Below are 12,941 nucleotides of genomic sequence, written 5' to 3' on the forward strand. Positions count from 1 at the left end.
CGCCGCCGCTGCTGCCGCCGCCGCTGCTACCGCCGCCGCTGCTGCCGCCGCCGCTGCTACCGCCGCCGCTGCTGCCGCCACCACCGTTATCGTTGTCTCGGGCACGGGGATCATTTATCGGATCGCTTGCCGCACCTTCATTGGTGGTACCAATTGAACCGGTCGTTAGCGGTGCCGCGCAGCCGGTAAGAACCAAAGCAGAAATGCCAATGGCTGAAAAAAGTTTCAAAGATAACATATTGCCCTCCCCCATAAATACTTGTCCTCCACCCCCGAGGAAGCATCACAAGCAAAATTATGCTGGCAAAAATTTCATCGACAAAAATTACATGAAATCTGCTTTAAGCCACCAACACTAAACATGTTTCCCCGACACGGTGAATGCTAGTCCACACCGTTTCTCGCCAAGAGTTCAACCTATTGTTGAAACTTGCGCATATTAGTAAACCTTCGAATTTATTTCGTTGTCAAGTTTTTTTCATTCTTACTTTAGGTCAGAAAAAATAAAAATTCAATTTAACTCCAAGATCATGAGAAAATGGTTATATTTATTTGTATTTTGACTGAGCTTCATCTAGTGATACTTGGTTGTATAGCCATTAATTCAAATTCTTAAAATAAGCTTAAATTTTGAAACCGTTTTACCACGATGCCGCAAATATCACCGCTGCCCGTTTACTTTCAACTCACAGTATTAATCCATCCACGGCACCCACGCCTGGCGCAGCAACGTATTGTGACACCGTGCGACGCCGTATCGGAATGCAGCAACTTCAAACAGGGCTTTTTCCTGCCAGATCTGTCTCACGAGGACAGTGCAATCCCGATTGCGGGGGATGTACGGAAGTTGAGTTGAAATCTTCACAACCAGAGGAAGGTGTGCACCAGCAGCCTCGGACGCGACTACCTGCACCTGGATTGATCGGCACCGATTCCGACCACCTTGCCCAAACGTTCAAGTCTACCCACTCCCGGCTTTCACCTGGAAGCACGTGCAGACTTACCGCCCGATGCTCTAGGCATCCTCACCGGCGACCCCTTTTTCAATGAGACGGTCGACCTCTGTGGTGGACCACCCCTGATCCCCGAGAATCTCGCGCGTATGTTCCCCGACCGACGGGGCGGGCCGCCTGATTGCAGGCGGGGTTTCGCTCATGCCGATTGCCGGGCCGACGACTTTCACATCTCCCGCCTTTGGATGCCTGTAGCTCTGGATAAGTCCAAGATGCTCAACCTGGGGGTCCGAAGCGGCTTCCAGGTGGGTCTTGACCTCGCCGCACCAGACATCCGCATCAAGCAGAGCTGCAATCAGGTCCCGCGTCGTCCACTTTCCCGTCTCGGCAGCCAGTTTGCGCCAGACCTCGTCGCGCTTTTCGAACAGCGTTTCCGGGTCGTCATAGGAGAGCAGTCCGTCGTTGCCGAGAACCGAGACCAAGGTTTTGAACGGGCTCATGGCGATCGTTACCCAGCCGTCCAGTGTCGGGTAGGTCCCGAAGGGGGCATCCATGCCAGGATGGCCGATGCCGGAGTCGGGACGCTGAAAGTCTTCGTTGAAATTCATCGCCATCACCATTTCCTGGTTCTGGTGCGCAAGCATCCCGGCAAGCAGGTTGATCTTGACTTCCTGGCCTTTGCCGGACGTCTCCCGCCACAACAGGGCAGCGAGGATGCCGTAGACCATGTTCATGGCCCCGACCTGATCGGAAAAGCCGGCCCCGACGGGCGTCGGCGGATTGCTGGCCTGCCCGGTCGCGGCCATGATGCCCGTCAGTCCCTGCACCAGCATGTCCTGACCAGGCCGGGACACATACGGCCCGTCTTCTCCGTATCCGGAGCCGGAGCAATAGACGATACGCGGATTCACCGTGCTGAAATCTGCATAGCCGTAACCGAGCCGCTCCATGACACCGGGACGGAAATTCTGCACAACGACATCGGCGGTTTCGGCCAGCTTCATGATAATCGCGCGCGCCTCAAGCGCCTTTAGATTGAGGGCAAGACTGCGCTTGTTGCGGTTCCAGGCAAGGAAGTTCGGGCTCTCGCTGCCGCCAACCCACTTGTTGCGGAACGTGAGCGAGCGGAACAGGTCTCCCGAGCCTGGCCGTTCGATCTTGATCACGTCAGCCCCCAGATCAGCCAGCAGTTGTGTGGCGAACGGGCCTTGCAACAAGTGGGAAAAATCCAGGATGGTGACGCCTGAAAGCGCATTCTCGCTCATCGGTGAGGTCCTCTCCTATCGTCGAGATCACCCCTTGCACCGGCGCGTGCCGCGCGCCAGACCTGCCTCAGGGCGTTGAGTGTGTTTGATGGGTCCTGTCGATCCGCAAGAGCCTGGCGGATGATTTCGGCAGCTTTTGTTTGAAAGGCAATGTAACCGTCAAATCTCGGACGCAGCAGGGCATTTTCGGCGGTTGCAAGCGTCCCTGAGTAGAAGGCACCCCAGGCAGCATCGACAGCAGGATCTTGCCAGGCGGACCGCGCAGAGGGCTGCCCGCCGAAATTCGGAATCATGCCGCTCTGCGTGTCCGGCTTCATCAGCCACGCGATATGCGCGAGCAGCGCCCGATCCGGCGCACGACGACGCGTGAAACCAATACCTGTTCCTCCCAAGACGCCACCGGCACCGTCCGGCTTCCGCAAGGTGTCGGAAAATGCCAATGGAGCGCCTCCGGGACGGGACTGCGCATAGGTCACATATCCGAATATCAGCGGCACCAGGATTACGTCTTCCGTCGCAGACATCGTCTCGGAAAGCGCAATCGGGTTCAGGGTTTCCGATCCGCGTGGCCTCAGCTCGAACAACTTTTGCATGACTTCCAGCTGGGCTTCGGCAATCTCGCCAGGCAGAAGCATGTCTCCTTTCGCCCAGGCGCCCTCCCCGGCTGCCATCGAGATCAGGGTCAGGAAAGCGTGAGGGCCGGCGAGCGATTGGGCAACCGGATGCGTTTTTGCCAGGTCCGAAATGGCGTCCCAGTCTACCGGTGGAGCCGCGAGCCGGTCCGCTCGCCTGACCATCACCTGTGTCGCGACATCGAGCGGCAGCGCCCAGGTCTTTTCCTGCCACCGGTAGGACGCGAGCGAGGGGCCAACAGATTGCTTTTCCCACGCTTCGAGCGTTTCCCGAGAAAAAAGATCTTCAAGCGGGACAAGGCAGCCCTCCGCGACCGCCTCACCGATATGCGGGTGATCCAGAACAAGCAGATCGTGGCCGGCCGCCAACTCCGCGATCGGAGCGCTTTCAAATCCTTCCAGCGGTTGCTTTTCCCAGTGGATCAGCGGCGACGCTCGGCCGGAATTGACCTGGCGCGCGGCTTCCGCGAGCGCGTCGTATCCGCGTGGATGATCCCAGGTCAGGCCGAGAAAGGTCATGCGGCGCTCCACAGCGGATCGGCACCTATGTCCATCGAAACTTCGCTAATGTGCCAACGGCCAAGATTTGCCGCATAGAGCCGGTCACCGGCAAAGGCGATGTTGGTTGGATGACACAGGACATGAGCCGTCGGGTCTTCGATCAGAACGTCGGTTTGAGTGCCGTCTCGGGAGACGCGCAAAAGGCGGGACGGTTCGTAACACCCGACGATCAGATTGCCTTCGCTGTCAAACGCAATGCCGTCCGGCAGGCCGGGCAGATCCTCGGCGAACGTTTCAGCTGCCCCTGCAGATCCGTCGGGTTCAATGGCTATGCGGGTGATGGAAGGTGCGAAGGTTTCGCAGACATAGAGCGCATCGTCGCCGTCGCGCTTTGCAAGTCCGTTGGCAAAATCAAGGTCTTTGCCATACCAGAGCCCGCCCTCACCGGAGGCAAGGTCATAGCTCCAGATCCCCGGCCCCGGCGTGCCGGAGGCGTGGCTGTCCGAAACGAACAGCCGATCTCGAACGGTATCAACAAGAGGATAGTTTGGGATCTTTACGCCGGGCTCAGTGAAACGGACAAGGTCGCCCGTCGCAAGGTCCAGCCGGAAAACGGCAGCATGCTTCAGGTCGCAGACAAACAGTGCGTGTGCACGGTAAAAGGCCAGGCCGAGGACAAACCCCCCGGTGGAAGCAACCTTTTCCATTCGTGACCCATCCGGCGCGATGCGGCAGATATCACCATCCTGATTGCCTGCCCAGATCCAGCCGTCTGGGCCGATCGCCACCCCTTCCGGGTGGCTGAGTTTCGGCGTTGAAAAAATCCCGTCAAAGAGCACCGAAGCCCTCTCCAACGGAAGGACCGGATTGTGGGACGTGGAGAACTGGAACGGCATACTCACGTCTCCCGTCGGTTGCCGCTGTCGGTGTCGAAAAAGTGCAGGCGTTCCTGGCGAAGCTTCAACCCGACCGGCGTGTCCATTTCCATGCCCTCGTCGGCGCCGACTTTGGCTGCCACGAGGCTGTCGCCGACACGCACATTGACCAGCGTGCAATCGCCGAGAAGCTCAGAGGAATAGACCTTGCCCATAATGTCGGCATCGCCATGTGAGAGCGCGATATCCTCCGGGCGAACGCCGAGTGTCACCGCTCCGTCTGCAGTGCCGACCTGCATGGTCCCGCCCTTGTGGGTGAACATTCCGCCACTGACCGCTCCGCTGATGAGGTTCATCGGTGGCGATCCGATAAATCCGGCGACGAATGTGTTGGCGGGCCTGGCATAGATTTCGGCAGGCGTGCCCATTTGCTGGATCACCGCATTGTTTAGGATGACAATCCGATCCGCCAACGTCATCGCTTCCACCTGGTCATGCGTGACGTAGATCGTTGTCGTGGACAGCTCCTTTTGCAGATGCTTCAACTCCGCGCGCATCACGGTGCGCAGCTTGGCATCGAGGTTTGAAAGCGGTTCGTCCATGAGGAAAAGGCGCGGCGTGCGGACAATCGCACGGGCAAGGGCAACCCGCTGACGCTGCCCACCGGAGAGCTCTGCCGGGCGGCGGGTCAGCAGATGGTCCATCTCGACTTTCGCAGCGGCATCCTTTGCCCGGCGCAGCCGTTCGGTTTTCGGAACCCGGGCGATCTTGAGCGGGTAACTGATGTTCTCTCCCACGGTCATGTGCGGATAGAGCGCATAGTTCTGGAACACCATCGCAAGATCACGATCGCGCGCCGGGATTTCGTTGACCCTGCTGCCGCCAATCAGAATGTCTCCGCCTGACGGGTCTTCAAGACCCGCCACAAGCCGCATGGTCGTCGACTTTCCGCAACCTGACGGTCCGAGAAGCACCAGAAATTCGCCATCTTCGATCGACAGGTTCAATCCTTCGAGCGCAACGAAACTGCCGAAGTTTTTTCGAAGGTTCTTGAGTTCAACGGTTGCCATGGGTCTCGTCTCGCTGAAAGAATTCGGTGTCGAAAGGAAACGTCACGCGGGCGCCGCTGCGTTCCAGAATGTGCAACTCACCACTGCCCAGCTGTATGTTTGAAATCTCGACCCAGCCCGGTGGTGTTTTTATTGCCCCGCAGACATGGGCGATGCGATGGCTCGTTCCGCTCTCGAGCGGAAAGAACGTCGGAACCCCGCAGCGGGCGACCGGATTGTCGCGAAGCGCGGCACGATGTCCCGCCGCACCGGCCGCTCTGCCGTCTTCCACACCGAGAACACCCTTGTGGGACCCGTTCCAGGGCCAGTAGTCACGCCCCCCATTCGAGTGCCACAACATGGTGATCGGAAGAACGGAGCTGTCCTTGAGGAAAAAGACGATATCTTCCTCCTCTTCACGCAGGATGGCTGACCAGCCGATCGAAGCCGGATCTTCTTCAACAAGCGTGACGAAGTCTTCATGTGCATCGCCGATAGGAAGGTGCGACAAATCAATGTCAGAGCCGCAACTGGCGGGGAACGAGAAAATAGTGTCACTTTCACCCGGACAGGCGAGCCTGTTTCGTCCGGGCTCGAGCGCTTCGTCCGTGGTCAAGACTTTTCGTTTCGCAGAAGCAAAGAAACGGCCTTTGCCTGACAGTCGGATCATTGGGTGATGAGCGCAGGTTACACCTCCCTCACCGCCTTCAAGCCAATGGGTCTGGTAAAGAACCGGAGCCCGTTCACAAAGACGGATTTTCTTTCTTAAGGTAGCCCCCATGACCGGCCGCTCGAGCCGGAACATGGCGTCCTTGGCACTTTGCCACTCAAGCATCCAGCGGGAATTTGCACTCAAGCCATGCGCCGGGCCGTCTTCCAGATCACTTGCGCCGAATGGTGCGCAGAAAAAGTCTCCGGACAAGCGCTTCAAAGACGGCGTCATGTCAGGGTCCGACTCAGCTTCCGGGGTTCCAACCCAGCCTGCGGTGTGCAGCGGAAAAATGTCGTTTCCGTCTGTCCGGAATCGGAGAGACGGCAGATTCCCGATCGACGGATCGAACATCAGCGAACCGCAATCCGACTCCAGCTTTATGAACGCGTCAGCGTGCATCAGTCCCCCTTGATAGCGAGACCGCCGTCAACGCGAAGGATTTCGCCGGTAATGAAGCTGGACCGATCGGAAGCAAGAAAAGCGACTGTTTCGGCGACTTCGTTCGGATAGCCGAAACGGCCGATGGGATGCGCCTTGTTCCACCGGTCGATCAATTCGCTGGGATCGTCCATCGCCGCAAAGATCTTCTCGTTCATCGGCGTCATGATCGTGCCGGGGGCAACCGCGTTGACGCGAATGCCGGCCGGAGCAAGATCGGCAGCCGTTTGCACCGTCAGCGCATTGATGGCGCCCTTCGCTGCGGCATAGGCAGGCCAGCCCTTGAAGGCGCGCAGCCCCTGTACGGACGACATGTTCACGATCGATCCGCCCCCTCGTTCGCGCATATGCGGAACACAAGCCTTCATTGCACGCCAGAAACCAGTGAGGTTGGTGTCGATGACCGTCTGCCAGCGATCCTCGTCTATTTCATCGACGGCGCCGTTCAAGGCAACGGCGGCGTTGTTGACGAGTATATCAAGCCCTCCAAAGTGGTTCACAGCTTTAGCAGCCAAGGCCTGGATGGCAGCGAGGTCACGCACATTGGCTTCAAGAAAAAGTGCCCTGTCGCCCAGTTCAGCCTGGAGCTTCAGGCCCTCGTCCAGATCGATGTCGCCCAGGACAAGCGAACCGCCGCGCTCGATAAACAACTCTGCGCAGGACCTTCCGATCCCATTGGCCGCTCCCGTGATGACGGCAACCCTTCCTTCAAATTCCATGTCTCAGGCTCCCTTGAACCGGGGATCGCGTTTTTCAAGGAAGGCGTTGATGCCCTCCTCGCCGTCCGCAGTCGAATAAAGGCGGAAAAGAACTTCCTGCTCGTAACTCTTGGCGCTCTCGACAGGAGCATCGAAACCTTCCCGCATCAGCCGCTTCATCTCGGACTGGGCAAGGGGGGCAACCTTGAGACAGGCCCGGGCGCGCTTCAAAACGGCGTCGCCGAGTTCCTCTTGTGCAACCACCTCGGCGGCCAGCCCCAGTTCGAAAGCCCGCCGGCCGGTCATGCGCCAGCCTGCGAGCATCAGATCGGATGCGGCGTACTTGCCGACCGCGCGCACAAGCCTTTGGGTTCCGCCACCACCGGGAGACAGACCGAGGCGCCCTTCGGGCAAGCCAAGCTGCGCCGTTTCCGAGACAATCAGAATGTCGCAGCAAAGTGCAATCTCGAAACCACCACCAAGCGCAAAGCCGTCGATGGCACAAATGACCGGCTTTGGCAGTCGCTCGAGCTTGTCGAATACACGGCGCGAATTCATCTGATAGGCAATGAATTCCTTCCGTTTGTCCCCCTGGTATTCGGCAATGTCCGCACCGGCGACAAAGGCTTTGCCGCCTGCGCCTCGCAGGACCAGAACTCGGACTTCCGGATCTCGCACCAAATCGTCCAGGGCCGTGTCGAACTCCGCCATCAGAGGGGTCGACAGGGCATTAAGCTTGTCGGGGCGATTGAACAGCAGCTGGACGACGCCTGGAGCGAGTTCTTCTTTTTCGATCAAGGACATCTTGCCTCCCAATCCTGTTTGAAACCGGGTCTTTGCGACCATTTTCCCACATGGAGCAATGCATTCACCCCTTCACTGCGCCGGCAGTGAGGCCGGCGACGAAATAGCGCTGAAGGAAGAAGAAGACGGCGATCACCGGCACCGAGACCATGACCGAAGACGCCATCAATTCGCCGTAGCGAATGCCATATTGACCGATGAAATCATTGAGCCCGACCGGCAGTGTCCGCATGTCCTTTGTCGAGGTGAATGACAGGGCAAACAGAAATTCCTGCCAGGTGACGATCAGGACATAAACGGATGTCGCGATGATGCCCGGCCGGGCAAGCGGAACCACAATCTCCCAGAAGATGCGCAACGGGGCAGCCCCGTCGATCGCCGCCGCCTCTTCAAGGGAAACCGGCAGCTTCTGCAGAAATCCACGCAGCATCCACACCGCCACCGGCAGCGTGACCGAAACATACGCCAGAATGAGACTGGCATAGGTGTTGAGAAGATCGACACTGCGCATCAATTTGTAGAACGGGATGATGATGGCGGAATGCGGAAACATCTGCGCCAGAACAACGAGGCCCATCAGGGCAGTTATGACGAGCAGCCGCCCCCGTGTGAACGAATAAGCGGCAAGCAGACCAAGCGACACCGTGATCAGCACGGACGCGCCGGAGACGATCAGCGAATTCATGAAGTAGGTTCTGAATTCCGGACGAAATGCGGTGACGTAATTCTCCAGGGTCGGTGCCTGTGGCCAGAGCCTCGCCGGTATCGCAAAGGGTTCCGTCGCCGGTTTCAGGCTGACCGACACCATCCAGAAAAACGGCAGCAGCACAAAGAGTGCAAGCAGGAGCTGAAAGCCGATCAGGATCCAGCGTGTGGTGGCGCTTTGCGTCATCCGGCCGGCCTCCGTGCCGCAGCCGAGCGCTGCACGATGATGTAGATTGCAACAAGAACGGTAAGGACCAGGATCGAGAAAACGCCATAGGTTGCCGCCTCACCGAAACGGAACTGGCCGAAGCCCGTTTCGAAAATCTTGGTCGGGAAGATATGGGTCGCGTTTTGTGGGCCGCCTCGTGTCATGACCCAAACGATATCGAAGTAATTGAAGGTCAGGATCAATGTGAGAACGATGTTGACGAGAACAACGTCCTTGATGGCAGGCAACGTGACATCGATCAGTCGTCTGACTGGACCGGCCCCGTCAAGCGTCGCGGCTTCGAGCTGGCTTTTGTCGACATTTTGAAGGGCCGCCAGGTAGATCAGCATCGAGAACGGGAACCCCTTCCACACCGCGACGAAAATGACGGCTGCCATGGCGGTGTCGGAGGACGCCAGCCAAGCCGCATTCTCCTGGAGAACGCCGAGGCGGATCAGCAGTGAATTGATCAGCCCGAGCTGCGGATCGTACATGAACCGCCACAAGATTGCGGTGACAACACCCGGCAGAACGAACGGCAACAGCACCAGCGCACGCGTCAATCCCTGGGCGGGTAATCCCTGGTTCAGGAGCATTGCGGTGAAAAAGCCGAGCAGGTTTTGCAGGAGCACGACGCCGAGCGTCCAGACGATGGAGTTCCAGACCACTTCCGGAAATGCGCGCGAAGACAGGACCTTTTCATACACGGACCACCCGACAAACCGCGGCTCCGGCGAAATGAAGGACGTGTCGTAAAAGCTTTCAATCACCGTACCGATCATGGGGTAATAGAGAAATACACCCAGGAGCAGCAGGGTCGGAGCAAGAAAGGCCCAAACGAGCCGCTGGTCCGAACTGGTCATGATGAACTTTCAAACTTCAGGATCTGACAGGACGCCGGCGGCGCGAGCCGCCGGACGCCAATGGTTGCGGCTGATCAGTTCAAGGCATCGATTTCAGAACAGGCGGCATTGGCCGCTTCCTGAACATCTTTACCGGCGAAAACGTCCTGGAAAAGCGTCATCTCTATCTCCGCCACTTCAAGATAACGGGCCGACAGTGGGCGTGGCTTTGCGAGCGACAGGTGTTCAATGATTTGCTGAGGGCCCTCGCGGTTTTCGTTCAGGAATTTTTCCGCAGCAGCCTTGTTGGCCGGGATCAAGTCGACGACGTCGCCATTGACATCTTCCCGCACCATGAATTCGATGAACTTCCAGGCGGCATCCTTGTGCTCAGACGATTCAAACAGCGCCAGGTTCCAGCCACCATAGGTTCCAATTGGCTGCTTGCCCTCCGGAGCGGTCCCGTTCACGAAGCCCCAGTTGAGATTCGATTTCTGAAGGGTCGGCTGCTCAAGCGCCGGCCAGAACTCGACAGCCAGCGAGCCGTTGAGGAAGAGTTCGCGCATATTGCCCGAATTCGCATTCAGGATGCCCTCCGGCGCAAATTGTGCAAGATCTTGCAAATAGGTCATGGCTTCGACCGCGGGCGGCTGGTTCAGCGCACATTTTCCGGCTGCATCTAGCACCTCGCCGCCGTTGGAGAAGATAAAGGAATTGACGACCACGACGGTGTCTTCGCCGCGGTGTCCGAAAAGACCGACGCCGAATTTGCCATCGCCGGAGAGTTGCTCGGCAGCAGCCCTCAGCCCTTCCCATGTTGACAGGCTCTGCGGCTCGATACCCGCGCCGTCGAGCAGGTCCTTGTTGTAAAAGCTGAATTGCCAGACGTCGACATTGAAAGGAACGCCATAAAGCGCATTCTCATAGACAGCGGAATCCCAGGCACCACCGAAGAATTGGCCGCGGTCGAGACCGCTTTCCCTGGCCTTGTCCGTCAGATCACTCACGGCACCCGCTTCAGCGAAGGCAGCAACCCAGATCTGGTCAAGCGTTGCAATATCGGGAGCGTTGCCGCCCTGGACCGCAGTCAGCAAACGTTGCTGGTATTCCGGATAGGGGATGGTCGTGACTTCCACCTTGATATCCGGATTCTCGGCCATGAAACGGTCTACGGCTTCCTGCTGAAACTCCGAGAGCCCGCTCTCGGTCTGCTGGTTGTCCCAGAACTTCAGCGTGACTTCTTCCGCCTGACTTGTCGTTCCGGCGAGCAGTGCAAAACCTGCAACGGCGGCAAAGAGTGCTTGTTTCATTTCGTTCCTCCCGGTTGATTGAAAGACCTATCCGCGTTGAACCGCGCGAAGATCCGGTTGAGATGCTGGTTGCGTCGGATCCTCGGTTTCTTCTCCGGCTATGAGAACCTCGACACCGACAGCCCTGAGCCGCTGGCGGTCGTCCAGAAGGGCGCCGTCATCGGTGATAACTTCGTGGATCTGTGCCGTTCCCACGATCCGATAGTTTGCGTCACTGCCGACAAGCGTGTGATCGGCCAGGACGATCGTCCGGCGCGCCGCCTTGACAAAGCGGGACCCCACCAGCGCCAGACGTTCATCGACCTGGGTAATTCCGAAGTCAGGGGACACGCCCGATACGGACAGAAACGCGGCGTCCGCACGCATGAGTTCAAACAGCGCGCCGAGACTTGGGCCGACAAGGCAGCGATCCGCGGCCTGGTATTCACCGGACGTCATGATGATCTTGAGGGAAGTCACGCCTTGCAGGCAGTGCATGACATCCAGAGAGTTGGTGATGATGGTAAGACCCGAGAGGGTTTCGCTTTGGTGATGGCTGCGGGAGCGTATTTCCTCGGCAAGAAGCAGCGTGGCCTCGCCTTCGCCCAGAATGACGGTCGATCCGCTTTCAATACGGTCTGCTGCCTGCGTTGCGATTTCGCGCCGCAATCGGGTCAATTCCGCTGCTATCCCGTGATGCGGCGGCGCAATCACCAGCTCACAGCCGTGAAGCGCGGCAGTCTCCCGCATGGACTGGATCATGATCCGGTACCAGTCGTGGGCCGGATAATGCGGCAGGAAACCGATCTTGAGGTTTGCCTTCGGCAAAGCGCGGGGGCCTTGTTCTTGCAACAGAAATTCATCCCGGCGGGCCGGAAGCAGCGCCGATGTCCCCGTATCGTAGAAGGATGAGACGTTGGCAGCGGTCAGCGTCGCGTGCGGCGTTTGCGTCGGCTTCAGCGACCCCATACCTGTGGCATCGGCAATGATGTTTCGAATGGCGATTGCACCAACGATTTCCGGGAAGAAAGCTGCGACTGCTTTCAGTGGCCCGTCCGGAGCTAGCCTTTTCAGAAAATCCGCCGATTCACCGCCGGTCGAATAGACCGATATCCGGCGGTCCAATGCGTCTGCAGCTTCAATCGCCGCGACGGCTGAATGATCGTTTACGGCAAAGACAACGGATATGTCCTCGTGTGCCTTCAAGGCATCCAGGGCCACCCGGTAGGCCGTTTTGTACGTGCCCTGACCGTTCACATGAACGGTTTTGACGCCCCTTTCGAACCGTTTTTTGAGACCATCTTCAAACCCTTGTGCACGGTCTCTGGTGTTGGTCAGTTCAGGCTGCCCGACAATGAGCAGAGAAACTTCGCTGTCCGTCAGATGCCCGGCGGCTTCAATGCCGAGTTCCATGGCAGCTTTTCGATTGTCGGGTCCAAGATAGGCACCGCCCAGTTGGAGAGCGCTTTCAGCGACGAACGGAATGCCGCGCCGGATGACTTGGCGGCGCAACGCGTCCGCTCCACGCCCTGTGATCGGGGGAAGGATGATCGCGTCAAGACGATCTACGAGAGATGCGAATTCACTCTCGGGCGTTTCAACGGGCGCCTTGTTGGCACCGACCAGGTCCGCATCGGGAAAAACGGCTCCGCCATGTGTCTTCTTCAAGGCACCGGCGTCCGCCAGCTCAGCAACATCCCTGCGAAGCGTCACTTTGGACACTTCCGGCAAGGTCCGCGACAGATCATTCAGATCCAGAACACCTTCCTTGCGAAGAATATCAAGTATGCGCTTTTGACGTTGCTTCTTGATCATTTTTCCTCCTGCATTCATCCGATATCACTCGGTTTGATCAAATTGATAGAGGAATAATGCAAGAAATGATCAAAAACGACCTCAAATGATCAATTTCGATCAAATGAATAATTTGAACCGGTGCTAATGCGATTTGTGGCGACGCATATGGGCGT

General features: G+C 58.0%; 11 protein-coding genes. All 11 read right to left on the reverse strand.

The features are described 5' to 3' along the window. Positions 1-1,015: 1,015 nt before the first annotated feature. The 11 genes from RBB49_RS11110 to RBB49_RS11160 all read right to left on the reverse strand — a co-directional run bounded on the left by RBB49_RS11110 (position 1,016) and on the right by RBB49_RS11160 (position 12,786). Positions 1,016-2,218, reverse strand: a complete 1,203-nt coding sequence (locus tag RBB49_RS11110; protein ID WP_306142851.1) for a CaiB/BaiF CoA-transferase family protein — start codon at positions 2,216-2,218, stop codon at positions 1,016-1,018. Then, positions 2,215-3,369, reverse strand: coding sequence for an extracellular solute-binding protein (locus RBB49_RS11115; RefSeq protein ID WP_306142852.1), 1,155 nt, complete (start codon positions 3,367-3,369; stop codon positions 2,215-2,217). Before RBB49_RS11115 ends, RBB49_RS11110 begins: the two co-directional genes overlap by 4 nt. After that, entirely contained in the window at positions 3,366-4,247 is an 882-nt protein-coding gene (locus RBB49_RS11120) for an SMP-30/gluconolactonase/LRE family protein (protein WP_306142853.1), read from the reverse strand. The genes RBB49_RS11115 and RBB49_RS11120 overlap by 4 nt, the downstream gene beginning before the upstream one ends. A gap of 2 nt (positions 4,248-4,249) precedes the next feature. Continuing rightward, positions 4,250-5,296 (reverse strand): ABC transporter ATP-binding protein, encoded by a 1,047-nt coding sequence (locus RBB49_RS11125; protein ID WP_306142854.1) that lies wholly within the window; start codon positions 5,294-5,296, stop codon positions 4,250-4,252. Next, the gene (locus tag RBB49_RS11130; RefSeq protein ID WP_306142855.1) at positions 5,283-6,386 is read right to left on the reverse strand and encodes a hypothetical protein; all 1,104 of its coding nucleotides are present in this window, start codon (positions 6,384-6,386) and stop codon (positions 5,283-5,285) included. The genes RBB49_RS11125 and RBB49_RS11130 overlap by 14 nt, the downstream gene beginning before the upstream one ends. Beyond that, complete coding sequence (locus RBB49_RS11135) at positions 6,386-7,144, reverse strand: SDR family NAD(P)-dependent oxidoreductase (RefSeq protein WP_306142856.1); 759 nt, start codon at positions 7,142-7,144, stop codon at positions 6,386-6,388. The genes RBB49_RS11130 and RBB49_RS11135 overlap by 1 nt, the downstream gene beginning before the upstream one ends. Positions 7,145-7,147: 3 nt before the next feature. Then, positions 7,148-7,927, reverse strand: a complete 780-nt coding sequence (locus RBB49_RS11140) for an enoyl-CoA hydratase/isomerase family protein (protein ID WP_306142857.1) — start codon at positions 7,925-7,927, stop codon at positions 7,148-7,150. A gap of 64 nt (positions 7,928-7,991) precedes the next feature. Beyond that, complete coding sequence (locus RBB49_RS11145; RefSeq protein ID WP_306142858.1) at positions 7,992-8,819, reverse strand: carbohydrate ABC transporter permease; 828 nt, start codon at positions 8,817-8,819, stop codon at positions 7,992-7,994. After that, positions 8,816-9,703, reverse strand: coding sequence for a carbohydrate ABC transporter permease (locus RBB49_RS11150; protein ID WP_306142859.1), 888 nt, complete (start codon positions 9,701-9,703; stop codon positions 8,816-8,818). The genes RBB49_RS11145 and RBB49_RS11150 overlap by 4 nt, the downstream gene beginning before the upstream one ends. A gap of 74 nt (positions 9,704-9,777) precedes the next feature. Then, positions 9,778-10,992 carry an ABC transporter substrate-binding protein gene (locus RBB49_RS11155; RefSeq protein WP_306142860.1) on the reverse strand — a complete coding sequence of 405 codons (1,215 nt, stop codon included), beginning with the start codon at positions 10,990-10,992 and terminating at the stop codon, positions 9,778-9,780. A gap of 27 nt (positions 10,993-11,019) precedes the next feature. Continuing rightward, positions 11,020-12,786 (reverse strand): substrate-binding domain-containing protein, encoded by a 1,767-nt coding sequence (locus RBB49_RS11160; RefSeq protein WP_306142861.1) that lies wholly within the window; start codon positions 12,784-12,786, stop codon positions 11,020-11,022. Between the last annotated feature and the right edge of the window lie 155 nt (positions 12,787-12,941).

Source organism: Roseibium sp. MMSF_3412 (assembly GCF_030733265.1).
Taxonomy (GTDB): domain Bacteria; phylum Pseudomonadota; class Alphaproteobacteria; order Rhizobiales; family Stappiaceae; genus Roseibium.

What these genes read in the sequence shown, in the direction of transcription:
- RBB49_RS11120 (WP_306142853.1), bottom strand. Translation starts at nt 4,247, where the DNA reads ATGCCGTTCCAGTTCTCCACGTCCCACAATCCGGTCCTTCCGTTGGAG.
- RBB49_RS11125 (WP_306142854.1), bottom strand. Translation starts at nt 5,296, where the DNA reads ATGGCAACCGTTGAACTCAAGAACCTTCGAAAAAACTTCGGCAGTTTC.
- RBB49_RS11110 (WP_306142851.1), bottom strand. Translation starts at nt 2,218, where the DNA reads ATGAGCGAGAATGCGCTTTCAGGCGTCACCATCCTGGATTTTTCCCAC.
- RBB49_RS11145 (WP_306142858.1), bottom strand. Translation starts at nt 8,819, where the DNA reads ATGACGCAAAGCGCCACCACACGCTGGATCCTGATCGGCTTTCAGCTC.
- RBB49_RS11140 (WP_306142857.1), bottom strand. Translation starts at nt 7,927, where the DNA reads ATGTCCTTGATCGAAAAAGAAGAACTCGCTCCAGGCGTCGTCCAGCTG.
- RBB49_RS11160 (WP_306142861.1), bottom strand. Translation starts at nt 12,786, where the DNA reads ATGATCAAGAAGCAACGTCAAAAGCGCATACTTGATATTCTTCGCAAG.
- RBB49_RS11150 (WP_306142859.1), bottom strand. Translation starts at nt 9,703, where the DNA reads ATGACCAGTTCGGACCAGCGGCTCGTTTGGGCCTTTCTTGCTCCGACC.
- RBB49_RS11135 (WP_306142856.1), bottom strand. Translation starts at nt 7,144, where the DNA reads ATGGAATTTGAAGGAAGGGTTGCCGTCATCACGGGAGCGGCCAATGGG.
- RBB49_RS11115 (WP_306142852.1), bottom strand. Translation starts at nt 3,369, where the DNA reads ATGACCTTTCTCGGCCTGACCTGGGATCATCCACGCGGATACGACGCG.
- RBB49_RS11155 (WP_306142860.1), bottom strand. Translation starts at nt 10,992, where the DNA reads ATGAAACAAGCACTCTTTGCCGCCGTTGCAGGTTTTGCACTGCTCGCC.
- RBB49_RS11130 (WP_306142855.1), bottom strand. Translation starts at nt 6,386, where the DNA reads ATGCACGCTGACGCGTTCATAAAGCTGGAGTCGGATTGCGGTTCGCTG.